The organism is Arthrobacter sp. 10L430 (assembly GCF_056395245.1).
The window spans coordinates 25,596-50,618 of the sequence record NZ_JBFTJD010000028.1; the positions used below are offsets into that span (position 1 = coordinate 25,596).

Consider the following 25,023-nt stretch of genomic DNA (forward strand, 5'->3'; position numbering starts at 1 on the left):
GGCGGGAAATCGGTCTGATGACATGGCTGCGGATGCGGGCATGAGCGGCGCCTGCCGCCTCACTGCTGCTGCTCCGACTGCCGGTCGCGCCAGTTGCTCTCGACCGGCCACACGGAGACCCGCTCCCGGACGGTGATGGACTGCCGCGGCAGTCTCTCCACGGGGACCTGCGGGGAATCTGCCAGCACCCAGGTGTCCTTGGACCCGCCGCCCTGGCTGGAGTTCACAATCAGGGAACCCTCCTTCAGGGCAACGCGGGTGAGGCCGCCGGGAAGGACCCAGACGTCGTCGCCGTCGTTGACGGCGAAGGGGCGGAGATCCACGTGGCGGGGCCCGAACTTGTCCCCGCTGAGCGTGGGCACCGTCGAGAGCTGCAAAACCGGCTGGGCAATCCAGCCGCGGGGATCAGCGACGACGCGCTTGCGCAGGGCTTCCAGTTCCTCCTTGGACGCGTCCGGGCCGATCACGAGGCCCTTGCCGCCGGAACCGTCAACCGGCTTGACCACCAGTTCGTGGAGCCGGTCGAGGACATGCTCGCGCGCTTCCTTTTCTTCCAGCCGGAAGGTGTCCACGTTGGCGATGACGGGTTCTTCGCCGAGGTAGTAGCGGATCAGGTCCGGAACGTAGCTGTAGACCAGCTTGTCGTCAGCCACGCCGTTGCCCACGGCGTTGGCGATGGTCACGCCGCCGGCGCGGGCGGCATTCACCAGGCCCGGGCAACCCAGCATGGAATCGGAGCGGAACTGCAGCGGGTCGAGGAAGTCGTCGTCGATCCGCTTGTAGATGACGTCCACCCGCTGTTCACCGGCGGTGGTGCGCATGTACACGCGGTTGCCGCGGCAGATGAGGTCGCGGCCCTCCACGAGCTCCACGCCCATCAGCCCGGCGAGGAGGGTGTGCTCGAAGTACGCGCTGTTGAAAACACCCGGGGTCAGCACCACAACGGTGGGATCGTCGACGCCGGAAGGCGCCGTCTTACGCAGGGCGGACAGCAGCCGGCGGGGGTACTCCTCCACCGGACGGATGAGCTGCTGGCCGAACGCCTCCGGGAGGCCCTTCGCCATCGCACGCCTGTTTTCCAGCACGTAGCTGACCCCTGAGGGGACGCGGACGTTGTCCTCAAGAACGCGGAAGGTCCCTTCCGCATCGCGCACCACGTCGATGCCGGAGATATGCACGCGCACGCCGCCGGCCGGTTCGAAGCCGTGGACGGCGCGGTGGAAGTGCGCGCTCGTGGTGACCAGCTGCCTGGGGATCACACCGTCGGACACGACCGTCATTTTGTCGTAGACGTCATTGAGGAAGGCCTCAAGAGCCCGGACCCGCTGGGCTACGCCGCGTTCCAGCACGTCCCACTCGTCGGCGGGGATCACCCGCGGAACGATGTCCAGGGGGAAGGGGCGTTCCTCGCCGGCGAAGTCAAAGGTCACGCCGCGGTCCAGGAACGTGCGCGCCATCGAGTCTGCGCGGGCGGTGACGTCCGCGAGGGAAAGCTCCCGGAGAGCGCCGGCGACCTGCCCGTAGGACGTGCGGGCCATCTGCCCGGGGGCAAACATCTCGTCATAGGCGCCCGTGCGGCCGGCCGCCTCAGAGTAATCCTGGAATAGGTCAGACATGGTCATTAGCCAACCACCTTTTTGTTGCGAATTCATTTCCGGACCCCGTCCTGGCGTGTTGGCGGGTCCTCCCGGTTGGTCTTTTGCCGCCCCTGTCCGGCATGGTAGGGACGTGCCAGACTTCCGATCCCCGACGACGCCGCCGCCGCAGCTGCGCAGGGTGGTGCACCAGAACCTTACCCGGAATCTGCCCGGCCTGCTGACGGCCGTGGTGGCACTGGCCATTGCCTTCTCCGTCCATGCCGCGGTTCCGGCCCTTCCGGCGATGACACTGGCCGTGGTCCTTGGGCTGCTGGCGGCCAACCTGCCGTTCACGGCGGTGTGGACGGCAGGACGGGCCCGGCCTGGACTGGACTTCGCCGGGAAGCACCTGATGCGCGGCGGCATCGTGCTGCTTGGACTCAAGGTGGGAATTGCAGACGTGCTGGGCCTCGGCTGGACATCCCTGCTGCTGATTGCGGGTGTGGTGCTGGCCAGCTTTGCCGGCACGTACGGAATTTCCCGCCTCTTCAGGCTTCCGCGGGAAGCCTCCCTCTTGATCGCCACGGGGTTTTCCATCTGCGGCGCTTCGGCGATCGGTGCCATGGCCGCGGTGAGGCGGATCAGGCACCCGGACACCGTCCTGCCGGTGGCTCTCGTGACGCTCTGCGGCACGCTGGCCATCGGCGTGCTGCCGCTGTTGGTCCATCCGCTGCGCCTCAGCCCCGAGATTTTCGGCGCGTGGACCGGCGCCTCGGTCCACGACGTCGGCCAGGTGGTGGCCACGGCGCAGACCGCAGGTCCTGCGGCGCTGGCGATCGCCGTCGTCGTCAAACTGACACGGGTCATCCTGCTGGCTCCCATGGTGGCGGCAGCGGGAGTGCACCAGCGGATCGTTTCGGTCCGCCGTACACACCGCGCCGGGAAGGTACAGCCGGGCGCAAACGCGGAGCTGCCCCTGGTGACCCCGGAGAGGCTGCCGCCCGTGGTTCCGCTCTTCGTCGTCGGGTTCGTGGTGCTCGTGGCGCTGCGCTCCACCGGATGGGTCTCTGCCGGCTGGCTTGAAGCGGCGGCCGCACTGCAGGACATCCTGCTCGGGGGTGCGCTTTTCGGGCTCGGGTCCGCGGTGCGCATCCACACCCTGCTGCACACGGGGCTCCGGGCAGTGATGGCGGCGCTGGCCGCCTGGCTGCTGATAGCGGTCCTTGGCCTGGCCGCCGCTTTCCTCATGATTCAATAGCGGAGTGTCGAATGAGAACCTCCAGCGCAATGAAGCGGCAGAACGGTCAGCACTGATCACCACCCACGGCTACGACGTCTCCCTCGACGTCCGCAACGCGCCCGATCAGGACGCGGCCGGCTACACCAGCCGGACCACCATCACCTTTTCGGCACGCGAACCGGGAACATCGACATTCCTGGATTTCATCGGCGACGTCCAGAGCGTGGTCCTCAACGGCACCGAACTGCCGGCGGCCGGGATCGTGGACGGTTCGCGGATCCGGCTGGACGAACTGCAGGCCGAGAACACGGTGACGGTCACAGGAACCGCCCGTTACAGCCGGTCCGGCGAGGGCATGCACCGGTTCTTCGATCCCGCGGACGGCCAGTGCTACCTGTACACCCAGTACGAGCCCGCCGATGCCCGCCGGGTGTTCGCAAACTTTGAACAGCCGGACCTCAAGGCCTCCTTCACCTTCCACGTCACCGCCCCGTCCGGATGGCACGTGGCCTCCAACGGGGCCGAGGCGGCCCGGCTCCCGCTGGCGGACGACGCCGGAGCGAGCCGCTGGGACTTCGTTCCCACACTGCCGATGTCCACCTACATCACCACCGTTCTGGCAGGCCCCTACTTCAAGGCGCAGGATCTGTGGAGCAGAACCTCCGACGACGGCACGCGGCTTGAGGTGCCGCTGGCACTTTACTGCCGGGCCTCCATGGCGGAATCCTTTGACACTGCCGAGCTGTTCCAGCTCACCAAGCAGGGACTGGAGTTCTTCAACAGCCTGTTCGACTACCCGTACCCGTGGGGGAAGTACGATCAGGCATTTGTGCCCGAATACAACCTGGGAGCCATGGAGAACCCAGGCCTGGTCACCTTCACGGAGAACTACGTCTTCGCCTCCCGGGCCGCCGATTCGCAGTACCAGGGCCGCGCCAACACGCTGCTGCACGAAATGGCCCACATGTGGTTCGGTGACCTGGTCACCATGCAGTGGTGGGATGACCTGTGGCTGAAGGAGTCCTTCGCGGACTACATGGGGACACTCGGTGTGGACCGGACCACCGGATGGGACACGGCCTGGGTGAACTTCGCGAACAACCGCAAGGCCTGGGCCTACGTCCAGGACCAGTTGCCTACCACCCACCCGATCGTTGCGGACATCCCCGACCTTGAGGCGGCCAAGCAGAACTTCGACGGCATCACCTACGCCAAGGGCGCGTCCGTCCTGAAGCAGCTGGTGGCCTACGTCGGTTTTGACGCGTTCATCGCCGGCTCCCGGCAGTATTTCAGGAGCCACGAGTACGGCAACACCACACTGGCTGACCTTCTGGGTGCACTCAGCCAGGCGTCGGGCAGGGACCTGACGGTATGGGCCAGGCAGTGGCTCCAGACGTCCGGCATCTCCACGCTCCGGGTCGAGCTGGAGCTTGCCGACGACGCACCGGGCCACGGCACGATGGAGCAGGTCACCCTGCTGCAGGAAGCGATGGACCCCGCCACCGGCCGGAGCGAGCTGCGGCCGCACCGCCTGCGGATCGGACTGTACAACTTCGACGACGCCGGCATGCTGGTGCGCACTGATTCGGTTGAGACGGACCTGCCCGGGGCCTCGGAGCCGGTGGCTGAACTGGGCGGCAAGGCCCGGCCGGCCCTGCTGCTGGTGAATGACGAGGATCTGAGCTACGCCAAAGTCCGGCTGGATCCGGTCTCCGAAGCCACGGTGCGTGCATCGCTGGACCGAATCGCCGATCCGATGGCCCGCGCCCTGTGCTGGACTGCGCTGTGGAACTCCGCCCGGGACGGTGAAACACCTGCGGCGCTGTACGTGGACGCCGTCCGCAGATTTGCCCCGGCCGAAACGGGAATCGGCGTGCTCCTGAACATTCTGGGAAATGCCTCAACGGCGCTGGATCACTACGTCCCCGCAGACGAACGTGATGCCCTGCGGGCGGCGTTTGCCGCCGCGGCAGCCGGGAAACTTCGCGCAGCGGAGCCGGGCTCGGACCAGCAGCTGGCCTGGGCACGCACGCTCGCCACACTCAGCCGCACGGACGGCAGCCAGCTGCCAGTGCTCCGCAGCCTGCTTGACGGCGCCACCGTGGTGCCTGGACTCGCCGTGGACGCCGAGCTCCGCTGGAGTCTGTGGCATGCCCTGGCCGCTCACGGCCAGGCAAGCGTTGCCGAGCTGGACGGCGAGCTGGCACGGGACACCACGGCGTCCGGACGGGCCGGACATGCCACGGCGCTCGCAGCCCGGCCCGAGGCCGCGGTCAAGGCAGCGGCGTGGGAGGCCGCAGTGCGCGGCACAGGGTTGTCCAACCAGCTGCTCAGCGCCACCATCGCCGGCTTCAATACCGGCCCGGCAGACCTGCTGGACCCCTTCGTGGAGCCGTACTTCGGCTGTCTGGAAGCGGTCTGGGCGGAGCGGAGCATCGAGATCGCCAGCCGGATTGTGCGCGGGTTCTACCCCGGGTCCCGTGACCTTCTTCCAGGTGCCGGCTCCCCCGACGAACATCCGGTCATTGTGCGGACTGACGCCTGGCTGGCTGACCACAGGGACGCGCCCCGGGCGCTGCGCCGCATCATCATCGAGCAGCGAAGCCACCTCCACCGGGCGCTCACCGCCCAGTCCGCCTCGAAAACACCATCGGTTGCTCCGTAACTGCCGTTTTGAGCGCCCAGAAGGGCAGTTATGGAGCACTCGATGGATACCTATGGCACGCGGTGCAGCCACTCGTCGGTGCCGAACTTCGCGGCAACCCGCGCGCGTGCCGTCTCGAATTCCTGCGCAGTAATCTCCGACGGCGTGGCTCCGTACCGTCCGGCGAACACGTCCATCATGGCGGCCACGATGTCTGTGCGAGCCAATCCGGTCTGGCGCCGCAGCGGATCCACCCGCTTCTTGGCGCTGGTGGTTCCCTTGTCTGACAGTTTCTCCTTGCCGATCCGCAGCACTTCCACCATTTTGTCGGCGTCGATGTCATAGCTCATGGTGACGTGGTGCAGCATGCCGCCGTTGGCGAGCCGCTTCTGGGCGGCCCCGCCGATCTTGCCCTGGTCCGTGGCGATGTCGTTCAGGGGCACATAGAAGGCGTCGATGCCGAGCTGCTTCAGGGCGGCCATCACCCACGCGTCCAGGAACGCGTACGAGTCGGCGAAACTGATGCCGTCCACGAGCGTCTGTGGCAGGTACAGCGAGTAGGTGATGCAGTTGCCGGCCTCCATGAACATCGCTCCCCCGCCGCTGATCCTGCGGACCACCGTGATTCCGTGCCTGGCCACACCGGCGGGGTCAAGCTCGTTGCGGAAGGACTGGAAGCTGCCGATGACCACAGACGGCTCCTCCCAGTCCCAGAAGCGGACCGTGGGATTGCGCCGGCCGGCGCCGACCTCCTCGGTCAGGACCTCGTCCAGCGCCACATTCAGGTGTGTGGGCAACACCGTGGGGGCAATGATGTTCCAATGGTGGTCGGACCAGGCGGTGGCCTTGGACAGTGCCCGGCGGACGGCGACCGCCACAGCATCCGCCGAGAAGCCGAACATCACGGCGCCCGGCGGCAGGGCTGCCTCCACCGCGGCGGCGATCTCGGGCGCCGTCGAGCTTTCCGGGAGTCCCTCCAGCGCTGCGTTGATGTCGGGCAGGGCCTCGTCGGGTTCGAGGAAGAAATCGCCGCTGAGGGAGATGCCGGCAAAGGTGCCGTCGACGACGTCGAGGTCCACCACAACGAGCTTGCCGCCCGGAACCTTGTACTCGCCATGAAGGCGCGGGGCACCGCCGTCGTTTGCAGAATATGGCGTGGCAGTCATGCCTTCCATCCTGCCCCACAAACGCAAAAAGCCCGCACCGTTCCCGGTGCGGGCTTTTCCAAAGAACCTTGGGGAGAAGTAAGTTACTTCTTGCCGCCGAAGCCCTTGAAGCGAGCGTTGAAGCGCTCGACGCGGCCTGCAGAGTCCATGATGCGCTGCTTGCCCGTGTAGAACGGGTGGGACTCGGAGGAGATTTCGACGTCGATGACCGGGTAGGTGTTCCCGTCTTCCCACTCGATGGTCTTCTTGGAAGACACGGTGGACTTGGTCAGGAACTTGACGCCGGAAGCCAGGTCGTTGAAAACAACAGCTTCGTACTTCGGGTGGATATCAGACTTCATAATGGGACCTTTGTTCGCACAACTGGATTTTGCCAGTTGCCAGGTATGAATGGGATGGCCGCTGTCTGCATCAAAGGCAAGCAAAAGACGCAGTGCAACCAGCTATCAATCATAGCGGATCCGCGATGCAGTGACGAACCGATGGCCGGGCCGGCACACGGACTCAGTCGAGCAGGAGCCCTGTTCCGCTAGCAGTCACAACGTTGCTCCAATACGCTGCAACAGGACACAACAACACCGCCGTACCTGGCCGAACTCATCGAAAAGATTTCCACGAACAGATGGGCACTTCAATGACAACGCGAGAAATCAACTCAGTCGGCGCGCCGTGCTGGGTCGACACGTTCCAGCCGGAGCCCCGGGCCGCCATGGACTTCTACGGCCCGCTCTTCGGCTGGAGTTTCGATGATCCCACCCCAATGCCGACCGGCCTCGAGGGCGACTACTTCGCCGCGCGCCTCCGCGGCCGGCTGGTGGCCGGGATCGGCCAGGCGCCACAGTTATCCCCGCCGGTGTGGAACACCCACGTGCGTGTCAGCGACGTCGCCCAGACCCTTGCACGTGCCGAACAAGCGGGAGGCACGTGCCTGGCAGGACCATTTGGTGGCGGCTCGGACGGCGGCATTGCTGTCCTCGCCGACGCCACCGGCGTCCAGTTCTGCGTGCGGCAGGCTGGCGAGAGGGACGGCGCTGAGGTAGCCAACGAGCCGAACTCGTGGGCGATGAGCTCGCTGCACACGACGGACGTCGAGCGAGCGCAGGCATTCTACGGCGCTGTGTTCGATTGGGAGCTCGAGTCGGTGCCGGACGCTGCCTTCTCGCTGTGGCGACGCTCAGAGCGAGTCGTGGCCGTCGTGACGGCGACGGACGGCGTCGCGGTCCCGCCACATTGGAGCGTCAATTTCTCCGTCCACGACGCGGACGCCATCGCCCAGCACGCTGTCGCCCTTGGGGGCACCATCTTGATGGCCCCAATAAACACCCCGGGATTTCGCAGCGCGGTGATCGGCGACCCTCAAGGCGGCTTCATCGCGGTCAGCGCAGCCGCCAGCTGAGCGTGCCGTATATGGGGCCGTCGCGAGGGATGGACTCATGACACATGCACGTTTTGGGACCCTCGGCACCAACCCGGGTGGGCGCGATGAGCTCGAGGTTCGACGTGCAGGAGCTGCTGCAGCGCTCGACTGCCCGGCGATCAATTACGGGGCCGCAGCTCCCAAAAGGCCACGGCGGATGCGGCCGCCACGTTCAGCGAATCGACTCCGGTGCGCATGGGGATCTTTATGGCGAGGTCGACGGCGGCCAGCGTCTCTGCGCTCATGCCGGCACCCTCCGTTCCCAGCACCAGCGCAAGCCTTTCCGGGTTGCGCGCAGCAAGCTCGTTGAGATTCACAGCGTCCGGTGTGAGTTCCATGGCCGCCACCGTGAAGCCCTGGTCCCGGAGCAGGCCAAGGTCCTGTGGCCAGCTGTGCAGCCTCGCCCAGGGCACCTGGAACACCGTACCCATGCTCACGCGGACGCTGCGCCGGTACAGCGGGTCCCCGCAGCGGGGAGACACGAGGACGGCGTCCACGTCCAGTGCCGCCGCGGAACGGAAGATGGCCCCGACGTTCGTGTGGTCCACGATGTCTTCCAGCACCGCCACCCGGCGGGCACCGGCGAGCAGTTCGGGGAGCGGAACCGGCGCGGGCCGGTGCATGGCCGCCATGGCCCCCCGGTGGAGGTGGAAGCCGGTGATCTCCTCGAGGAGCACCGAGCTGCCCACATAAGCCGGAACCTCCGGATACTGCTCGAAGACGTCCGCAAGGTCCGGAAGCCACTTTTCCGCGAGGAAGAACGACCGGGGCCGGTGGCCCGCTGCAAGTGCCCGACGGAGCACCCTGGAAGATTCCGCGATGTACATGCCCTCGGCCGGCTCACGGACCTTGCGCAGGTGCACGTCCGTCAGCTGGGTGTAATCCGAGACGCGCGGGTCTTCGGCGGTTTCGAGATAGTGGAAAGTCACCGGCCGATTATTTCAGCAGATTGGCGATCATGAAGCCAAGAGCGACGAGCCCAAGGGCGAAGATGATGCCGCGCAGGACAGGCGGCGAGAGCCTGCGGCCCACCTTGGCGCCGACCAGGCCGCCGATGAGCGAGCTCACGGCGATGATTGCCACCACGGTCCAGTTGATCCGGTCGAAGGCGAAGAGCATGTAGGACGTGGCCGCGATCAGATTGACCCCGAGCACCAGGATGTTCTTCATCGCGTTGGCGTTCTGGATCGTCCCCGTCATGAAGACACCAAGGATGCCGACCAGCAGAATTCCCTGTGCGGCAACGAAGTAACCTCCGTAGACGCCGGCGAGATAGACGAGCACCACAAGGAGGACACCGTGGTGCTTGTCCCGGAGGGCATGCTCAGGATTCTCTTCCCTGTTGCGTACCCAGCGCTGCAGCCGGGGCTGGAACACGACCATCAGCAGGGCCAGCACAATCAGGGCCGGCGCCGCATAGTGGAAGACTTTCTCGGGGAGATGGAGCAGGAGCCACGCGCCGGTTATGCCGCCGAGCAGAGAAGCCGGAAGCATCTTCAGCAGCTGCCGGCCGCGTCCTTCGAGCTCACGGCGGTAGCCCCACGCGCCGGCCGCGCCTCCGGCCACGAGGCCCATGGCGTTGCTCATGGAGGCCGTCACCGGCGCCAGTCCCAAAGCAATCAGAACCGGGAAGGTGACCAGGGTGCCGGAGCCCACCACGCTGTTGATGGTGCCGGCCCACAGGCCGGCAAAGAACACAAGGATGCCGCTGAAAAACTCCACGCTGCCCCGGCCGACCCGTCAGCGGCGGGCAGTTGCGGTGTAACGCCCGGCGTTGACCGCGACATCCAGAGGCAGGCCGAAGGTCTCGCTCAGGTTGCCGGAGGTGAGGACCTCCTCGACGGCACCGGAAGCCACGACGCCGCCGTCGCGCATGAGCATGGCGTGGGTGAAGCCCGGGGGGACTTCCTCCAGGTGGTGCGTAACGAGCACGATGACGGGAGCGTCCTCGTCGCGGGCCAGTTCGCTCAGGCGGTGGACCAGGTCCTCGCGGCCGCCAAGGTCCAGTCCGGCGGCCGGCTCGTCCAGCAGCAACAGTTCGGGGTCGGTCATGAGCGCGCGTGCGATCTGGACACGTTTGCGCTCGCCCTCGGAAAGCGAGGCGAAGGAACGGTTCAGCAAGGGCCCCATCCCCCACTCATTCAGGAGGGCGAAGGCGCGGCGTTCGTCGTCCTTCTCGTATCCCTCGCGCCAGCGTCCGGTGACGCCATAGGCGGCCGTGACCACAACGTTGAGCACCGTCTCGTGCTCCGGGATCTGGTTGGCCAGCGCGGCTGAGGACAGACCGATGCGGGGCCGCAGTTCGAAGACGTCAACGGCGCCGAGGATCTCCTCGAGAATGCCGGCCATGCCGCTTGTCGGGTGAAGCCGGGCGGCTGCGATCTGCAGCAGAGTGGTCTTGCCGGCGCCGTTGGGTCCGAGGATCACCCAGCGCTCGCCTTCCTGGACCTGCCAGTCCACCTTGCTCAGGAGCGTTTTGGCTCCGCGGACAACGCTGACGGCGGCCATTTCAAGAACATCACTCATAGGAGTAGACACTAGGACAAAACAGGGTGCGACTGATAACTGGAACGCTGTTCCCTGACCCGCACCCGCAGCCGCCGAAACGAATTCGGGGGCCACGGATGCGCTCGCTAAGATTGCAGCCATGACTTCGAACGTGACTGCGGTCAGCTACGGCGTGAAATTGTCCCCCTCGGAACCGGAAAATCTCAGGTCCCTGCTGGCCGGCTCCGGCACGGATTTTGAGGCGGCTTCCCGCAGCGAAAACGGCCGCTATGACGTCTGCACGGTTAACTTTGCGGTGCCGTCCGGCTCCGCGGCGGACATCGCTGGCCTCCGGCACCGCGTGGCCGCGGCGAAGGAGCAGGCGGGCCGTGACGGCGTGGATACGGCCATCGTGCCCGCGGAACTGAGGACGGCAGAGCGGAAGTTCCTCATCATGGACGTGGACTCCACGCTCATCCAGCAGGAGGTCATCGAACTGCTGGCCGCCTACGCCGGCAAACGTGACGAAGTAGCTGCGGTCACCGAAGCCGCCATGCGGGGGGAACTGGACTTCGCCCAAAGCCTCCACGCCCGGGTGGCCGTGCTCGCCGGGCTGCCGGCCGCCGTCGTCGATTCCGTGCGCGCTGAAGTGAAACTCAGCGAGGGCGCCGCGGAGCTGGTGGCGGCGTTCAAGGCCGCGGGCCATGTGGTGGCAGTGGTGTCCGGCGGCTTCAACCAGATACTTCGCCCCATCGCCGAGGATCTTGGCTTGGACTATTGGATCGCCAACGAGCTGGAAATTGTCGACGGCGCCCTCACCGGCAAAGTGCTTGGTGCCGTGATTGACCGTGCCGCGAAGGAGAAGTACCTGCGCGAATGGGCCGCCGCGGAAGGCGTCGCGATGGAGCACACTGTCGCCGTGGGCGACGGCGCCAACGACCTGGACATGCTCGGGGCAGCCGGAATCGGCGTTGCTTTTAACGCCAAGCCTGCTGTCCGGGCCGTGGCGGATGCCGCGGTGAACATGCCGTATCTCGACGCCGTCCGGCACATCGCCGGCGTCTGAGCCGCAGAAACGCTCGTTGGCTGGCTCGATTCAGCCGGACGGCGGCGCGTACTGGCTCGCCGTGAACACCGCTCCTCCGGGATCCCGGATCAGGACCGTACGCGTCCATGCGGTGTCCTCCTGCCGCAGGACGTCGGCGCCCAGCCGCTCTGCATCGTGGGCCGTCCGGTCCCGGTCTGCGACAGTGAACGTCACGTGCCACCGCGGCCGCTCGCCGGGGCCCGCGGAGACAAGCCAGCCGACGGCGTCCTCGAAACCGCGGGGGACGGCGTCCCCCGACTGGCGAGCCCTGATGTCGGGATCGACAGTGGCCTCGAGGTGGTCACCGTACCCGGGGCAGCGGATCATCGTTCCGAAATCGAGGGAGTCGAACTGCCAGTCGAAAGCCTTGGTGTAGAAGGCGACCGCTGCCTCGATGTTTGTTGTGTGGAGGTCGCTGAAGTTCCACCCGCCAGGCCGGTTGACCGCCTGGGCACCGGGCCGCTCCCGGGCCTGCCAGATACGGAACTCGGCGCCGTCGGGGTCGGCCAGCACCGCCTGCACGCTTCCTGAGCCCGCATCGGCAGGAGCCGATTTCAGTGTTGCGCCAACAGACAACAGGTGGCGCGCGGCGGCGTCCGCGTCCTCGACGGAGACGTACGTGTTCCAGGCGGGGGCGCCGGTTCCGGGTCCGCCGATCGCGGCAGCCTCCTGGCCGTCGAGCCTGGCTATTACGTACCTATCAGGTGCACGGGGCGGGGCCGTGTCCTCGAACTCCCACCCGAAGAGTCCGCCGTAGAACACCATGGCGGCCTCCACATCAGGCTGTTGGGTGTCCACCCAGCACGGGACACCCGACGGGTAGCTCCGGCGGGCCGCCTCTCCTTGCTGTTCCATGCATAAGACCCTAAGCCGCGCGGGCTCCTCGGACAACGCCTCGACGCCCCGAAAGAGCCTCAGTCACAGAAGAGAGCTCCGGGCAGGCGTACTGCCCGGAGCTCTTCGTGATTAGTGCCGTCGCCTGGAGAACCGGCTCTCCAGGGAGACCGGGAATCGCTACTCGGCGCTCTTGCCGAAGTAGTCGGCGCCGCCGGCATATTCCGTGTGGCCGGACTCGACGTCGGCAGTTGCCATGCCCGCTACCACTTCAGCAAACTCTTCGACGGAGTACAGCTTGCCGGCTTCCGCGCGACGGGCCTCGATGGCGCCCGGGTTGGAGCGGTCCAGCAGGGTCGCCGTCACGGTACCTTCGATCATGTCCCCGGAAACGACCACCAGTGAGATGCCCTTGTCTGCCAGGTTGGGCAGCAGTTCACGGAGCGCGTCCTCGCCGGCGCGCTTGCTGCGGGCAACCGGCTCGTACTCCGGCATGGTGGCCACTGAGTTGATGAAGTGGGCCTGGTGGCTGGTGACGAACACCACGCGCGAACCCTCCTTCATGAGCGGAACGGCGGCGTTGAGCATGTTGACCTGAGCGTCGCGGTTCAGCTTGAGGGCGTAACCCTCTTCCATGCCCGACTCCATGCCGCCCGATGCGTTGAGCACCAGAACGTCCAGCGAGCCGAAGTTTTCCATGGCAGCACTGGCGAGTGCCTGCACGCCTTCCTGGGTGGTCAGGTCCGCACCGACTGCCACCGCACGGCCGCCCGCGGCTTCGATTCCGGCCACGACTTTGTTGGCGCGCGGCGCCTTCTGCCGGTAGTTGACGACGACGGCGGCACCCTCGCCGGCGAGGTTCTTGGCCACTTCGGCACCGATTCCCCGCGAGGATCCGGTCACGATGGCGGTCTTGTTGTCCAGCAGGCCCATACGAGCTCCCTTTGTTCGAAACGTCTAAATTGCTGTAGGTCTGCAGTCAATCATGCCAGCGCACACTCCCAATTCCTTTGTTTGACCTCCACAAAGAAGCCCGGGGCAGGTAGTCCGGCCGACGCTCTGTTGGACACCGCCGGCAGGGCGTTGGTCCCCGGGGTGGGGGCGCAGCGTGAGCGTCCGGCTCCTAGTGGCCCATCCCGAGGCCGCCGTCGACCGGGATGACGGCGCCGGAGATGTACGACGCCTCGTCGCTGGAGATCCACCGGACAACGTTGGCCACCTCGGAGGCGTCTGCGAATCGTCCCGCCGGCACCTTGGAGAGGTAGTCCTTCTGGGTAGCCTCGGGCAGCTCTGCCGTCATGTCGGTGTTGATGAAGCCCGGCGCCACAACGTTCGCCGTGATGCCGCGCGAGCCGAGTTCGCGGGTGAGGGAGCGGGCGATCCCGACGAGTCCGGCCTTGGAGGCGGAGTAGTTGATCTGGCCCGGTGCGCCGTAAAGACCGGAGACCGAGGAGATGAGGACCACGCGTCCCTTGCGCAGCCGGATCATGCCCTTGGAGGCACGCTTGATGACGCGGAACGCGCCGGTGAGGTTGGTGTCGATCACTGAGGTGAAATCGTCTTCGCTCATGCGCAGCAGCAGGGTGTCCTTGGTGATGCCGGCGTTCGCGACCAGCACCTCAACGGGGCCGTGCGCGTTCTCGACCTCGGTGAACGCGGCGTCGACGGACGCTTCGTCGGTCACATCGGCCCTGACCCCGAGGATGCCGTCCGGAAGCTTGGATTCGCTCCGGTAGGTCACAGCCACTTTGTCCCCGTTGGCCAGGAAGGCCTCGGCAATGGCGAGGCCGATGCCGCGGTTTCCGCCGGTGATGAGGACGCTGCGGGCCGGGGCGGCTGCTTCAGACATGGGTACTCCGGATTTCTGCGAAGCCTGGCTCCGCTGTGGTGGCTCGATTTTTGACTGCCTCCGATCTTAGCGCCCGTTTGGGCGGCTCCCCCGGATGGTGAGAGAATTAGGTAAGCCATTGGAGCGTGATTAGACAGCCGTGACAACCCACCACCAGCCCGGACAGCCGATGCCCGAGAAGCCTGGCACCGCATCCGGTCAGTCGGAGGTGCACAGCATTACGGACGCCGCTGCAGCGCATTCCGAGGACATGCGGGATCGCATGATCAAGTACGCGGTGGCCATGGGGATCCGCATGGTCTGCCTCATCCTGATCTTCGTGGTGGATGGCTGGCTCAAGCTCGTGGCTGTGGCGGGTGCGGTCTTCCTGCCATGGATCGCCGTGGTGATCGCCAACGGTTCCGACCAGGCCGAAATCCACAGCGACTCGCTCCTCGACTACACACCGTACGCTGAACTGGAAGCATCCGGCATCGCCTGGGAGGGTGACGCCGAGGGAGAGCCGCCAACGGTGTTGCAGGGCGAGCTGATCAGCGATGAAGAAGACGACGACGGCCGGGGACAGAAAGCTTCATGAACATTTTCAACCTGGGCGGCGGTGCGGGCGAGACCGCCGGCCCGGCCTCCGCAGCCATGTGCTCACGTAAAGCCTGCCGCGCAGACGCGTCGTGGCAATTGCTCTGGAACAACCCGAAGATCCACACTCCGGACCGCCGCAAAGTGTGGCTGGCGTGCGGTGGGCACAAGGAATGGCTGGAAGACTATCTGCAGACGCGCGGGCTGTGGAAGGAAACTGTCCCGCTCGACGCCGCCTCAACAACCGGCGGGAACAGCTGAATGTACCGGTTCCTGTTCTCCAGCAAGTGGCTGGGCTATCTCCTGCTGGCTGCGGTCTTTGCCACCGGCTGTGTGTTCCTGGGCCGCTGGCAGATGGACCGCCGCGCGGAAACCCTGGCTGAAATCCAGCGGGTCACGTCCAACTATTCGGCCGCGCCGATCAGCTTTTCGGACGCAAAAAACCAGTTCCGGCAGCTCGATGCGTCCAAGGAGTGGACGCAGGTGGAGCTGCGCGGCAGCTACGACTCCGCGGGGCAGCGCATCGTCCGCAACCGCCCCCTGAACGGCCAGCCGGGCTACGAAGTCGTGGTGCCGTTCAGGCTGGTCTCCGGCGAAACCGTCGTGATAGACCGCGGCTGGCTGCCGATCGGCAACAACAATCCAGGGCACCCGGATTCGGTTCCGGCGCCGCCGTCCGGGCAGATTACCGCAGTGGTGCGGCTGAAGCACGGTGAACCGGCCCTGCAGCGCGGCGCCCCGGACGGGCAGCTCCCCTCCATCGACCTGCCGGCGTACTCGGCCCAACTCGGATATCCGCTCCTGACCGGCGCCTATGGCCAGCTCGCCTCCGAAACGCCGCCGGCTGCCGAGATGCCCCAGGCGTTCCCGATGCCGTCGGTCGAAGAAGGCACACACCTTTCCTACTCGCTCCAGTGGTTCGCGTTCGGCATCCTGATGTTCGTCGGCTTCGGGTACGCCGCGCGCCAGCAGGCCCGGAACGCAGCGATTGACGCCGAAGACGCTGCGACTTCCGGCGCCGCCGGTGACACTGGCCACACCGCCGCGGGAGCCCGCCGTCGTCCGCCCGTACCGCGGAAACGGAAGCGCGCCACGGCCGAAGAAGAGGAAGACGCGATCCTGGATGCCCAGGGATACTGACGGCAGGAGCAAGGACATTCCTTCCGATCCTGTGGCCAACGTACGGCGCGCCCTCACCGAGGCAGGTGCACGCGACACTGTCACGGTGTTGCCAGGCAAAGTCCCGACGGCGGCCGCCGCGGCTGCCGCGCTCGGCTGCGACGTCGCTGCTATCACCAACAGCCTGGTGTTCGAACTAGACGGCGCTCCCCTACTCATCCTGGCCAGCGGCGCGGCCAGAGTTGACACGGGCTACGTCTCAGACCAGCTGGGGTCCGGAAAGGTCCGCCGCGCAACCCCGGCCTTCGTCCTGGAACACACCGGACAGGAAGTCGGCGGCGTGGCCCCGGTGGGCCATCCGCAGAGGATCCGGACACTCCTGGACGCATCGCTGGCAGCCCACCCCGTGCTCTGGGCCGGGGCGGGAGACCACCATTCGATGTTCTCGATCACGTACAAGGAGCTTGAGCGAATCACCGGAGCCCATGCGATACGGGTGCGGTAGGACCGGCCTCGGCGGACCGCAGCCGGCCCTTCCGGCCCGACGCTTCTTGATGTGCGCCCCGGGGCCGGCGGCGGACTGGGCTGAGCCAGCAGGCATGGGGGACACGAGCTGCTCAGGTGCCGCCGCCGGCCTGCCTAAATTCTACGCGCGCCGGCCCCGTTCAACCATGAGCTTTTTCAAGCCCGGTCCGGCACCATTCAACCTTGATCTTCGACGTCCTGGACGGATCGGGACAGCAGGCAGAACTCGTTGCCCTCGGGATCACCGAGTACCACCCAACTGACTTCCGGGCCCTGGCCCACGTCTGTGCGCCGAGGGCGAGCCGGCGCTCGAGCTCCTCGGAAGTGGACACGCCGTCAGCCGGCAGGTCGAAATGCAGCCGGTTCTTGATGGTCTTGCCTTCGGGCACAGCGATCACATCGATGGAAGGCCAGGTCCCCATCCTGCGGCGCAATGCTGGCCTCTTGAGGATGACCCGAAACCAGGGAGCCATTGCGAACAGGAGGCCTGCTAAGCCAGCGTGATGAGGTCCAGGTAGTCCTCGTTCCAGTGGTCCTCCACGCCGTCGGGCAGCAGCACGACGCGCTCGGGGTTCAGCGCCTCGACGGCGCCTTCATCGTGGCTTACCAGCACGACGGCGCCGGTGTAGTTGCTCAGGGCGCCAAGGATTTCAGCGCGGCTGGCGGGGTCGAGGTTGTTGGTGGGCTCGTCGAGGAGGAGCACGTTTGCGCTCGAGGCGACGATGGTGGCCAGCGCCAGACGCGTCTTCTCACCGCCGGAAAGCACACCGGCGGGCTTGTCGACGTCGTCGCCTGAGAACAGGAACGAGCCGAGGATTCCGCGCACTTCGGAGTCGTTCATGTCCGGGGCGGAGGACCGCATGTTCTGCAGCACGGTCCGGTCGACGTCGAGCGTCTCGTGTTCCTGGGCGTAGTAACCCACCTTCAGGCCGTGGCCGGGAATGACTTCGCCGGTGTCAGGCTTGTCGACGCCGGCGAGCATCCGGAGCAGCGTGGTCTTGCCGGCGCCGTTGAGGCCCAGGATGACCACCTTGGAGCCGCGATCGATCGCGAGGTCCACATCGGTGAAGATTTCCAGCGAGCCGTAGGACTTGCTGAGGCCGTCCGCGGTGAGCGGGGTCTTGCCGCAGGGCGAGGGATCCGGGAAACGCAGGGCTGCCACACGGTCGGTCTCGCGGACTGCCTCGAGCCCGCCGAGGAGCCGTTCGGCACGCTTGGCCATGTTCTGGGCGGCGACAGCTTTGGTGGCCTTGGCGCGCATCTTGTTGGCCTGGTCGAACAGGACCTGGGCCTTCTTCTCGGCGTTGGCGCGCTCCCTCTTGCGGGCTCGCTCGTCGGTTTCGCGCTGCTGGAGGTAGCGCTTCCAGTCCATGTTGTAGAAGTCGATCTGCGCGCGGTTGGCGTCGAGCAGGAAGACTTTGTTCACGGTGGCTTCGAGCAGTTCCGTGTCGTGGCTGATCACGATCAGACCACCCTGGTGGCTCTTGAGGAACTCACGAAGCCAAGAAATCGAATCGGCGTCGAGGTGGTTGGTGGGCTCATCGAGGAGCATTGTCTCGGCGCCCGAATACAGGATGCGGGCGAGTTCCACGCGGCGGCGCTGGCCACCGGAAAGCGTCTTCAGCGGCTGGTTCAGCAACCGGTCCGGCAGGGCGAGGTTGGAGCAGATCGCCGCAGCCTCGGCCTCTGCCGCGTAGCCGCCTGCCGCCAGGAACTCTGATTCCAGCCGGTCGTAGCGGTTCATGGCTTTGCGCTGGACGGCGGCGTCCTCGCTGGCCATCTCTTCGTGTGCCACGCGGAGCTTGCTGACGGCGACGTCCAGGCCGCGGACGGACAGGATGCGGTCACGGGCGAGCTGTTCCATGTCCGGCGTGCGCGGATCCTGGGGCAGGTAGCCGATCTCGCCGCTGCGGGAAACCTTGCCGCCGGCGGGCAGGCCCTCGCCCGCGAGCACCCGGGTCAGCGTGGTCTTGCCTGCACCGTTACGGCCCACGAGGCCGATCTTGTCTCCCTTGTCGATCCGGAAGCTCACCTGGTCCATAAGGAGGCGGGCGCCGGCGCGCAGTTCAAGATCCTGGACGGTAATCAAAGCAGGTAAGGCCTTTCACAACAGGGAACGCAGCGGCACAGCGGATCGTAACTTGTGGGTGCCGGGGCGGTGCGGCCGAGAGAACGGCCTATACAAGTCTACCGGCCTCGGGCGCCCTGCATAACCGGCACGAACACAGTCGCCTGACTGCGCTGGGCGCGGGCTTTTGTGCCCAGCGCTAAGGCCCGGCACGCCTCCCTTGTAGAACAGCTACAAAATGCACCTATCTCCGGGCCAGTAACGTCAACATCAGCCGATAATTGTTTGTATCTCTCCGACAGGACCTCCCATGACCCAGACCCGTCCCCCCGCCGCCAGCGTGAAGAAACGCAGCCGCTGGAACGCCACCGACCTCGGCCTCATCGCCGTTTTCGCCGCCCTGGTGGCCGCCTCCGCTCTCGTAGCCGCGATTCCCGTGGGCGGACTGGGCGTTCCCATCACGCTTCAGACCCTCGCCGTGATGCTCACCGGGCTGGCGCTCGGACCGGGCAGGGCGTTCGCCGCCGTGGGGCTCTACACCCTGCTGGGACTCGCCGGACTCCCCATTTTTAGCGGCGGCCGCAGCGGGCTGGGCATCCTGGCCGGCCCCTCGGCCGGCTACATTATCGGCTTCCCACTGGCCGCCGCCGTCGTCGGCTGGCTCGCAGCCATCGTTATACGGCGCACGCTCAAGTACCGCGGCGTGTTCCTCTTCGCCGCGGCCATGGTTACGAGCATCGTCGTCGTGCACGCGCTCGGCGTGCTCGGCATGATGGTCAACGCCAAGCTGGACCTGTCCAAGGCCTTCCTTGCCGACCTCCCCTTCTACCCGGGCGACATCATCAAGAACGTCCTCGCCGTCACGGTGGCGCTGGCCCTGCACAAGGCCTTTCCGGACCTGCTTGCCCGCCGCGTCCGGCCGCTGGGTTCCCCAAGCGCGTCCAGCGTGGTTCCCTCAACGGCACCTCCTTCAAGCGCAGCTCCTTCTAGCGCGGCGCCCTCCGGGCAGCAGTCCTCCAACCAGCCGTGAGCCTGATCTCCCTCAGCACCGTGGGTGTCCGGGTGGCCGTCGACGGCCACCCGGACCCTAAGGTGCTGCTTCAGGACGTGACGCTCAGCCTCGCCGAACGGCGGATCGGCGTTATCGGCGCCAACGGATCCGGCAAGTCCACCCTCCTCCGGCTCCTGAACGGCCTCGTCGCGCCCACCGAAGGAACGGTCACCGTCAACGGTTTGGACACCGTCCGGAAAGTGCGGTCCATCCGTCAGCAGGTTGGCTTCGTGTTCACCGATCCCCTGTCCCAGCTGGTCATGCCGACGGGCAGGGAGGACGTTGAACTGTCCCTCCGGCGCTCGGTCAGGAACGGAACCGAACGCCGCGAAAGGGCCGACGCCGCGCTGGACCGCTTCGGCCTCCTGCCGTTGGCGGACCAGAGCATCTACGAGCTTTCCGGCGGCGAACGGCAGCTGCTGGCGCTGGCGGTGGTACTCGCGGTGGAACCCGACGTACTGGTCCTGGACGAACCGTCCACGCTTCTGGACCTCCGGAACCGTGAACTGCTGCGGCGCACGATCGCGGGACTCCGCCAGCAAATCGTCATGTCCACCCATGACCTTGAGCTCGCCCTCGAGATGGACCGCGTCCTGGTAGTCGAGTCCGGCCGGATAGCTTTCGACGGCGATGCTGCCGCCGCCGTCGCGCATTACCGCTCGTTGTGCGCCGCTGGCCTTGAGGTCCCGCACAGTGGGGGCGCGGGCAGTGGGGATGCGAGGTGAGGGGGCACGGCTTCCTGCTCGCCAACTACGTGGCAGGCAGGTCCCTGATCCACCGCACTCCCCTTTGGCTGAAGTTCCTTCTGGTGGTGGGCTGCGGCATGGCCTCGTTCCTGATTGTCGACTGGCGGCTGGCGGCCGCCGCGCTCACCCTGATGTGCGCCTTGTTCCTGCTGAGCGGCGCGGGTCCGGCCCGCCTCTTCCGCGCTGTCCGCCCGCTGCTTCCGGTGCTGCTGGCCATCGGCGTGTTCCAGTGGTGGCAGCTTGGGGCGCCCGTGGCGGCACGCATCGTCCTGAACGTCCTGCTATGCGTCGTGGCGGCATCGCTGCTGACGGCAACCACACCGCTGCAGCGGCTCCTGGACGGAGTGGTGTCCCTTGCCCGGCCGTTCACGCGCTTCGGGGCGGATCCCGAACGGTTTGCCCTTACCATCGCGATCATGCTGCGCAGCATCCCCTTCATCGCCGGGGCCTACGCGGACGTCCGTGACTCGGCGCGCGCCCGCGGCCTGGAACGCAACCCGCGCGCGCTGGTCCTGCCGGTGTTTATCACCACCGTTGCCTATGCTCGCCACACCGGTGATGCCCTGGCCGCCCGCGGTTTGGGTGAACCCGAGGACGACTGACTCCGGCCGTGCTGCCTGCGGCCTAGAGCCGGGCGTACCTGAACAGGGCAGCCGTTCCCATGCCCCCGGCAATGCTGATCATCGCGAGAGCGAGTTTCTCCTGATCCGGAGTGCGGCGGGCCTGGGCCAGCAGCCTCGTGACCAGGACGGCGCCGGATGCCCCGTACGCATGGCCGAGCGCCAGAGCACCGCCGTCGGCATTGGCTCGCTGCGGATCGATGCGCAGCCGGTCCATGCATGCCAGCGTCTGGGAGGCGAACGCCTCATTGAATTCCACAAGGTCCACGACGTCGGCCGTCTCACCCCGCGCTGCCAGCAGCCGCTCTGCGGCTGATGCGGCGCCGATGCCGAGGAGCCGCGGCTCCACCCCGGCTGTATCAGTTCCCAGGACGGCCAGCCCATCAGCCGCGCCCAGTTCCCGTGCCCGCGCCAGCGAGGTGATGACGACGGCGGCAGCGCCGTCCGCGTCGAAGCAGGAGTTACCGGCGGTGACGGTCCCGGATTCCACAAAGGCAGCCGGAAACCTCGCCATCAGGGACTCACTGAGCCGGGGCCGGGGCCCGTCGTCGGCTGTCACCCTGCCGGCAGCCGCCTCCAGCGGGACGATCTCCCGGTCGTAGGCGCCGTTTGCGGCGGCGGCAACAGCCCTGCGGTGGCTGCGCAGCGCGAAGTCGTCCTGCCGCGAACGGCTGATGCCGAACTCGGCTGCCACGTTCTCAGCGGCCACCCCCATGTCCGGATCGCCCATGCTGTGCGGCGCAAACTGGGCCCGGCTGAAAAAGGCGGGAACGCCGTCGTCGTCCCGGTGCGCGCGCAGCGGCGCGGTGCTGATGCTTTCCACTCCCCCGGCCAGATACAAGCCGCCGCCACCCGCCGCAACGAGCCGTGACGCGAGGACGATGGCGTCAAGGCCGGAGCCGCACTGCCGGTCGACGGTAAGGCCCGGGACAGTGACCGGGAAGCCTGCCTCAAGGGCCGCCAGCCGGGCCACGTTGCCGCCGCCGCCCACCGCATTGCCGATGACGACGTCGGCCACTTCAGCAGCCCCGATCCCGCTTTGGGCCAGCAGCGCGCCCAGCACCGGCGCCAGGAGTTCGTGGGCGCGGAGCCGATTCAGGGCGCCGTTTGCCCGGCAAAGGGGCGTGCGCAACGCGGCGATGATGACCGGCTGCCGCTCAGCCGGGAGGGGCTGCTGCGCCTGCGTTTCTGTCGTGCCCGCCTCAGACACGCGATCCGACTCAGACAAGGCGCCGGACGCGGGAGTCGCGGGCGGTGATCCAGTCGAGCATGACGCGGCGGCTGATCTTTCCACGGTCCGTCAGCGGAAGCTCGGCAAGGGCGAAATACTGCAGCGGCCTCTTGTCCTTCGGCAGGATTTCCTCGAGACCGGTCTTGAGCTGGGTGGCGGTGACCCCGCCGTGCGACGGGACGATCCCGGCCACCACGCGCTGGCCACGGACGTCGTCGTCCATGCCGGCCGCCACGGCCGACGCCACGCCGGGAACGGAAGCCAGGGCCAGCTCGACTTCGTGCGGGTAGACATTCTTGCCGGCCGTGATGATCATGTCTGCGCGCCGGCCCAGGATGTGCAGCTCGCCGTTCTCCAGATACCCCTGGTCCCCCACTGTGAACCAGCCGTTGAAACACCGGAGCGCCTGCCCGTCGTCGCCCCACAGGTACCCGTTGCTGACCATGCCGCTCCGGACGCTGATGTTCCCTGCAGCCCCGTCGGGAAGGACATCGCCGGCGTCGTCCATGATCCTGACGTCGACGCCGGGAAACGGCCGGCCGATGCCGGTTCCACCGGCGTCCAGCGGCCTGCCGGCCGGAAGGCCGGTGCCGGACACGAAGCTCAGCTCCGACGCGCCGTAGTACTCGAAGATGGTGGCGTTCGGCGCCCACCGGCGGGCTGCTTCGAGGGTGCGGGCGTCAAGCTTTGAACCGGCGCAGATGATGCTCCGCAGGCCGGAGGCGTCAACACAGCCGGTCAGCCCGCGTTCACTGAACAGTCGGAGCATGGTGGGGACCAGCACCAGCCGGGTAATGCCGTCGTGGCTGATGGCGGCGTGGACGTCGCCGACGTCGAAGGACTCGAGTGTGTGGAATTCCGAGCCCGCGTAGAGGCATTCGGCCAGGGCATAGAGGTTGAGGCTCGCCGCGAGCGGCCCCGGGGCAAGGGTTTTGTCCTCCTGGCTGAGGCCGAAGAACTCCATGGAGGCCTCGAAGGACTGCTGCCAGGAGCGCCTGGAACGGGTAAACGCCTTGGGAACGGAAGTGGTGCCGGAGGTCAGGCCGATCAGGAAGGACGACTCCGGATCACCGTCAGCAAGCCGCCCGTCAGCAAGCCGCCCGTCCGCGGCTGGCGCCCCCGCCGCTGCGCCCGCCCTTCCGGGGACCGCTTCAGCGGCTGGTCCCAACCGGTGAACTATCTCCGCCCGCAACTGCTCCGGCCATGTTGGATCGAGAACTGCGCACTGCCGCTCACCCGCTACAGCGGCGGCGAAGGCGACCGCAAAGTGCGTGGAATTCCGTTCGGCGAGCACCGTGATTTCGGCAGCGCCGCCGGCGGCAATGGCCTCCGCTTCGTCGCGGAGACCGGACCAGCTGAGCCGCTTGCCCGCCACGACGACGGCGGTGTCGTCGGGGCGTTCATCGGCCCAGCGCTGGAGTCTGTTGAGAAAAGGCATCGGACTAACTTTACCGGCGGAACCGGCTGCACCCATGCTGCAGACGACTATTGTGACAACATGAGCTTCAATGACGGAGTCGAAATAGACTCATCCCAAGTGGAAGACCGGCGGGGCGGCGGAATGGGCCGCGGACCGAAAATCGGGGGTGGCATCGGGGGCGGCGTAATCCTGCTTCTGGCTGCGCTGTTCGGCATCAATCCAGGGCTCCTCGAAGGACTGGTCGGCTCGGGGCAGGAACAGCCCGGCCAGAGCCAGGGAACGGCGCCCACGGAATGCAAACTCGGTACGGACGCCGATAGACGGCTCGATTGCAGGATCACCGGAACAGTGACCAGCCTCAACGCGTTCTGGCCGGCGTATCTGGCCGACTACAAGGTCAAGTACCCCCGGCCCAAGACGGTGCTTTTCACCGGCGGCACGGGCACCGCCTGCGGCGCGGCCACCTCAGAAGTAGGCCCCTTCTACTGCCCCGCGGACACCACGGCGTACTTCGACCCCGGTTTCTTCCAGGAACTCGTGGACCGCTTCGGCTCGTCGGGTGGCCCGCTGGCGCAGGAATACGTCGTGGCCCATGAATTCGGCCATCATATCCAGAACATCCTGGGCGACCTGGACAAGGCTCAGCAGGATCCGCAGGGTGCCCAGTCGGGTGGCGTCCGCGTTGAACTGCAGGCCGACTGCTACGCCGGCCTCTGGACCCGATACGCCACCACGCAGAAGGATCCCAAAACCGGCAAGCCGTTCCTGGAGCCGCTTACGCAGAAGGACCTTAACGACGCCCTCTCTGCCGCGTCCGCAGTCGGCGATGACCGCATCCAAAAGGCAGCCACGGGCCGGGTCTCGCCCGAGGGCTGGACCCACGGGTCCAGCGCCCAGCGGCAGAAGTGGTACTACCAGGGCTACAAGACCGGCGACATCAACCAGTGCGACACCTTCAGCGCCGCCACCCTCTAATCCAATCGGTTGCTCCGTAAGTGCCGTTCTGAGGCTTGAGAAGGGCACTTACGGAGCAATCGATGAGGGTACGACGGCGGCCGGCCACCTTCGCTGGGAAGGTGGCTCCGGACCCCATGGCGGCATCCATACCCAGTTCAGGCGCCACTCGTCCACGACGCCGTCCAGCGCCTTGCCGACCTGCTCCTCGAGGACGTCGGTCAGCGGGCAGGCCGCTGTGGTGAGCGTCATGTCGATCAGTAGGGCGCCATCATCCTCCGAGTACTTCAGGCCGTACAGCAGCCCGAGGTCCACGATGTTGACCCCGAGTTCGGGGTCGATGACATCCTTGAGTGCCTCTTCGACATCCTCCAGCCCTGTGCGGGCTGCGTCGATTTCTGTCATGGCGTGT

26 protein-coding genes are annotated in these 25,023 nt (G+C 66.7%); 12 read left to right on the forward strand and 14 right to left on the reverse strand.

What is annotated here, in order from left to right; all coding sequences use genetic code 11:
• Positions 1-59: 59 nt before the first annotated feature.
• Positions 60-1,616, reverse strand: a complete 1,557-nt coding sequence (locus AC1DDG_RS18620) for a circularly permuted type 2 ATP-grasp protein (protein WP_476877249.1) — start codon at positions 1,614-1,616, stop codon at positions 60-62.
• Positions 1,617-1,776: 160 nt separating this feature from the next.
• Here AC1DDG_RS18620 and AC1DDG_RS18625 point away from each other — a divergent pair, with 160 nt between their 5' ends.
• A complete protein-coding gene (locus AC1DDG_RS18625) occupies positions 1,777-2,835 on the forward strand; it encodes a YeiH family protein (RefSeq protein WP_476877250.1) in 1,059 nt (352 codons plus the stop codon).
• A 4-nt stretch (positions 2,836-2,839) separates the two neighbouring features.
• Complete coding sequence (pepN, locus tag AC1DDG_RS18630) at positions 2,840-5,482, forward strand: aminopeptidase N (protein WP_230119530.1); 2,643 nt, start codon at positions 2,840-2,842, stop codon at positions 5,480-5,482.
• Between the two features lie 50 nt (positions 5,483-5,532).
• Here pepN and AC1DDG_RS18635 read toward each other — a convergent pair whose 3' ends face one another.
• On the reverse strand, positions 5,533-6,627 hold the full coding sequence (locus AC1DDG_RS18635; RefSeq protein WP_230119531.1) for a lipoate--protein ligase family protein: 1,095 nt from the start codon (positions 6,625-6,627) through the stop codon (positions 5,533-5,535).
• An 83-nt stretch (positions 6,628-6,710) separates the two neighbouring features.
• Positions 6,711-6,968, reverse strand: a complete 258-nt coding sequence (locus tag AC1DDG_RS18640) for a type B 50S ribosomal protein L31 (protein WP_028267311.1) — start codon at positions 6,966-6,968, stop codon at positions 6,711-6,713.
• A gap of 293 nt (positions 6,969-7,261) precedes the next feature.
• Here AC1DDG_RS18640 and AC1DDG_RS18645 point away from each other — a divergent pair, with 293 nt between their 5' ends.
• Complete coding sequence (locus AC1DDG_RS18645; RefSeq protein WP_476877235.1) at positions 7,262-8,023, forward strand: VOC family protein; 762 nt, start codon at positions 7,262-7,264, stop codon at positions 8,021-8,023.
• Positions 8,024-8,163: 140 nt separating this feature from the next.
• Here the strand turns inward: AC1DDG_RS18645 and AC1DDG_RS18650 are convergent, their stop codons facing one another.
• From AC1DDG_RS18650 to AC1DDG_RS18660, 3 genes are read right to left on the reverse strand one after another with little or no spacing between them, the layout of a single operon-like run.
• Positions 8,164-8,973: a TrmH family RNA methyltransferase gene (locus AC1DDG_RS18650; protein WP_476877236.1), complete on the reverse strand. Its 810-nt coding sequence runs from the start codon at positions 8,971-8,973 to the stop codon at positions 8,164-8,166.
• Positions 8,974-8,980: 7 nt separating this feature from the next.
• Complete coding sequence (locus AC1DDG_RS18655) at positions 8,981-9,766, reverse strand: sulfite exporter TauE/SafE family protein (protein WP_230119534.1); 786 nt, start codon at positions 9,764-9,766, stop codon at positions 8,981-8,983.
• Positions 9,767-9,784: 18 nt separating this feature from the next.
• Positions 9,785-10,570: an ABC transporter ATP-binding protein gene (locus AC1DDG_RS18660; protein ID WP_230119535.1), complete on the reverse strand. Its 786-nt coding sequence runs from the start codon at positions 10,568-10,570 to the stop codon at positions 9,785-9,787.
• Positions 10,571-10,691: 121 nt separating this feature from the next.
• Here AC1DDG_RS18660 and serB point away from each other — a divergent pair, with 121 nt between their 5' ends.
• A complete protein-coding gene (gene serB / locus AC1DDG_RS18665; RefSeq protein WP_230119536.1) occupies positions 10,692-11,597 on the forward strand; it encodes a phosphoserine phosphatase SerB in 906 nt (301 codons plus the stop codon).
• A 30-nt stretch (positions 11,598-11,627) separates the two neighbouring features.
• On the opposite strand, the gene AC1DDG_RS18670 is transcribed toward serB, so the two are convergent.
• The 3 genes from AC1DDG_RS18670 to AC1DDG_RS18680 form a co-directional block, all read right to left on the reverse strand.
• Positions 11,628-12,473: a VOC family protein gene (locus AC1DDG_RS18670; protein ID WP_476877237.1), complete on the reverse strand. Its 846-nt coding sequence runs from the start codon at positions 12,471-12,473 to the stop codon at positions 11,628-11,630.
• Positions 12,474-12,632: 159 nt separating this feature from the next.
• Positions 12,633-13,385 carry an SDR family oxidoreductase gene (locus AC1DDG_RS18675; RefSeq protein ID WP_230119538.1) on the reverse strand — a complete coding sequence of 251 codons (753 nt, stop codon included), beginning with the start codon at positions 13,383-13,385 and terminating at the stop codon, positions 12,633-12,635.
• A 190-nt stretch (positions 13,386-13,575) separates the two neighbouring features.
• Entirely contained in the window at positions 13,576-14,301 is a 726-nt protein-coding gene (locus AC1DDG_RS18680) for a beta-ketoacyl-ACP reductase (RefSeq protein ID WP_230119539.1), read from the reverse strand.
• A 139-nt stretch (positions 14,302-14,440) separates the two neighbouring features.
• Here AC1DDG_RS18680 and AC1DDG_RS18685 point away from each other — a divergent pair, with 139 nt between their 5' ends.
• Genes AC1DDG_RS18685 through AC1DDG_RS18700 form a run of 4 tightly spaced genes read left to right on the forward strand, consistent with a single transcriptional unit; the run spans position 14,441 to position 16,501 of the window.
• The gene (locus tag AC1DDG_RS18685) at positions 14,441-14,878 is read left to right on the forward strand and encodes a DUF3099 domain-containing protein (RefSeq protein ID WP_476877238.1); all 438 of its coding nucleotides are present in this window, start codon (positions 14,441-14,443) and stop codon (positions 14,876-14,878) included.
• Positions 14,875-15,138, forward strand: coding sequence for a hypothetical protein (locus AC1DDG_RS18690; RefSeq protein ID WP_230119540.1), 264 nt, complete (start codon positions 14,875-14,877; stop codon positions 15,136-15,138). Before AC1DDG_RS18685 ends, AC1DDG_RS18690 begins: the two co-directional genes overlap by 4 nt.
• The gene (locus AC1DDG_RS18695; RefSeq protein ID WP_476877239.1) at positions 15,139-16,017 is read left to right on the forward strand and encodes an SURF1 family cytochrome oxidase biogenesis protein; all 879 of its coding nucleotides are present in this window, start codon (positions 15,139-15,141) and stop codon (positions 16,015-16,017) included.
• Positions 16,001-16,501, forward strand: a complete 501-nt coding sequence (locus tag AC1DDG_RS18700) for a YbaK/EbsC family protein (protein WP_230119542.1) — start codon at positions 16,001-16,003, stop codon at positions 16,499-16,501. Before AC1DDG_RS18695 ends, AC1DDG_RS18700 begins: the two co-directional genes overlap by 17 nt.
• Positions 16,502-16,661: 160 nt before the next feature.
• Here the strand turns inward: AC1DDG_RS18700 and AC1DDG_RS18705 are convergent, their stop codons facing one another.
• On the reverse strand, positions 16,662-16,943 hold the full coding sequence (locus AC1DDG_RS18705; RefSeq protein WP_354962160.1) for a VOC family protein: 282 nt from the start codon (positions 16,941-16,943) through the stop codon (positions 16,662-16,664).
• 68 nt (positions 16,944-17,011) lie between these two features.
• The gene (locus AC1DDG_RS18710) at positions 17,012-18,610 is read right to left on the reverse strand and encodes an ABC-F family ATP-binding cassette domain-containing protein (protein WP_230119543.1); all 1,599 of its coding nucleotides are present in this window, start codon (positions 18,608-18,610) and stop codon (positions 17,012-17,014) included.
• Between the two features lie 289 nt (positions 18,611-18,899).
• Between AC1DDG_RS18710 and AC1DDG_RS18715 the strand changes: the two genes are divergently transcribed.
• From AC1DDG_RS18715 to AC1DDG_RS18725, 3 genes are read left to right on the forward strand one after another with little or no spacing between them, the layout of a single operon-like run.
• Positions 18,900-19,619, forward strand: coding sequence for a biotin transporter BioY (locus AC1DDG_RS18715; RefSeq protein ID WP_230119544.1), 720 nt, complete (start codon positions 18,900-18,902; stop codon positions 19,617-19,619).
• Positions 19,616-20,365, forward strand: coding sequence for an energy-coupling factor ABC transporter ATP-binding protein (locus AC1DDG_RS18720; RefSeq protein ID WP_230119545.1), 750 nt, complete (start codon positions 19,616-19,618; stop codon positions 20,363-20,365). Before AC1DDG_RS18715 ends, AC1DDG_RS18720 begins: the two co-directional genes overlap by 4 nt.
• Positions 20,362-20,988, forward strand: coding sequence for an energy-coupling factor transporter transmembrane component T family protein (locus tag AC1DDG_RS18725; protein ID WP_230119546.1), 627 nt, complete (start codon positions 20,362-20,364; stop codon positions 20,986-20,988). The genes AC1DDG_RS18720 and AC1DDG_RS18725 overlap by 4 nt, the downstream gene beginning before the upstream one ends.
• Before the next feature lie 22 nt (positions 20,989-21,010).
• Here the strand turns inward: AC1DDG_RS18725 and AC1DDG_RS18730 are convergent, their stop codons facing one another.
• Positions 21,011-22,216 (reverse strand): thiolase family protein, encoded by a 1,206-nt coding sequence (locus AC1DDG_RS18730; protein WP_476877240.1) that lies wholly within the window; start codon positions 22,214-22,216, stop codon positions 21,011-21,013.
• 10 nt (positions 22,217-22,226) lie between these two features.
• On the reverse strand, positions 22,227-23,675 hold the full coding sequence (locus AC1DDG_RS18735) for a class I adenylate-forming enzyme family protein (RefSeq protein ID WP_476877241.1): 1,449 nt from the start codon (positions 23,673-23,675) through the stop codon (positions 22,227-22,229).
• 60 nt (positions 23,676-23,735) lie between these two features.
• On the opposite strand from AC1DDG_RS18735, the gene ypfJ reads away from it, so the two are divergent.
• Positions 23,736-24,632 (forward strand): KPN_02809 family neutral zinc metallopeptidase, encoded by an 897-nt coding sequence (gene ypfJ / locus AC1DDG_RS18740; RefSeq protein WP_230119549.1) that lies wholly within the window; start codon positions 23,736-23,738, stop codon positions 24,630-24,632.
• Between the two features lie 48 nt (positions 24,633-24,680).
• On the opposite strand, the gene AC1DDG_RS18745 is transcribed toward ypfJ, so the two are convergent.
• A complete protein-coding gene (locus AC1DDG_RS18745; protein WP_476877242.1) occupies positions 24,681-25,016 on the reverse strand; it encodes a metal-sulfur cluster assembly factor in 336 nt (111 codons plus the stop codon).
• Positions 25,017-25,023 lie beyond the last annotated feature (7 nt).

Excerpts from the sequence above, each read along its gene's own strand:
- AC1DDG_RS18635 (WP_230119531.1), bottom strand. The coding sequence starts at position 6,627 with ATGACTGCCACGCCATATTCTGCAAACGACGGCGGTGCCCCGCGCCTT.
- AC1DDG_RS18715 (WP_230119544.1), top strand. The coding sequence starts at position 18,900 with ATGACCCAGACCCGTCCCCCCGCCGCCAGCGTGAAGAAACGCAGCCGC.
- AC1DDG_RS18745 (WP_476877242.1), bottom strand. The coding sequence starts at position 25,016 with ATGACAGAAATCGACGCAGCCCGCACAGGGCTGGAGGATGTCGAAGAG.
- AC1DDG_RS18670 (WP_476877237.1), bottom strand. The coding sequence starts at position 12,473 with ATGGAACAGCAAGGAGAGGCGGCCCGCCGGAGCTACCCGTCGGGTGTC.
- AC1DDG_RS18680 (WP_230119539.1), bottom strand. The coding sequence starts at position 14,301 with ATGTCTGAAGCAGCCGCCCCGGCCCGCAGCGTCCTCATCACCGGCGGA.
- AC1DDG_RS18675 (WP_230119538.1), bottom strand. The coding sequence starts at position 13,385 with ATGGGCCTGCTGGACAACAAGACCGCCATCGTGACCGGATCCTCGCGG.
- AC1DDG_RS18700 (WP_230119542.1), top strand. The coding sequence starts at position 16,001 with ATGCCCAGGGATACTGACGGCAGGAGCAAGGACATTCCTTCCGATCCT.
- serB (WP_230119536.1), top strand. The coding sequence starts at position 10,692 with ATGACTTCGAACGTGACTGCGGTCAGCTACGGCGTGAAATTGTCCCCC.
- AC1DDG_RS18660 (WP_230119535.1), bottom strand. The coding sequence starts at position 10,570 with ATGAGTGATGTTCTTGAAATGGCCGCCGTCAGCGTTGTCCGCGGAGCC.
- AC1DDG_RS18735 (WP_476877241.1), bottom strand. The coding sequence starts at position 23,675 with ATGCCTTTTCTCAACAGACTCCAGCGCTGGGCCGATGAACGCCCCGAC.
- AC1DDG_RS18705 (WP_354962160.1), bottom strand. The coding sequence starts at position 16,943 with ATGGGGACCTGGCCTTCCATCGATGTGATCGCTGTGCCCGAAGGCAAG.
- AC1DDG_RS18645 (WP_476877235.1), top strand. The coding sequence starts at position 7,262 with ATGACAACGCGAGAAATCAACTCAGTCGGCGCGCCGTGCTGGGTCGAC.
- AC1DDG_RS18640 (WP_028267311.1), bottom strand. The coding sequence starts at position 6,968 with ATGAAGTCTGATATCCACCCGAAGTACGAAGCTGTTGTTTTCAACGAC.
- ypfJ (WP_230119549.1), top strand. The coding sequence starts at position 23,736 with ATGAGCTTCAATGACGGAGTCGAAATAGACTCATCCCAAGTGGAAGAC.
- AC1DDG_RS18695 (WP_476877239.1), top strand. The coding sequence starts at position 15,139 with ATGTACCGGTTCCTGTTCTCCAGCAAGTGGCTGGGCTATCTCCTGCTG.
- AC1DDG_RS18690 (WP_230119540.1), top strand. The coding sequence starts at position 14,875 with ATGAACATTTTCAACCTGGGCGGCGGTGCGGGCGAGACCGCCGGCCCG.
- AC1DDG_RS18620 (WP_476877249.1), bottom strand. The coding sequence starts at position 1,616 with ATGTCTGACCTATTCCAGGATTACTCTGAGGCGGCCGGCCGCACGGGC.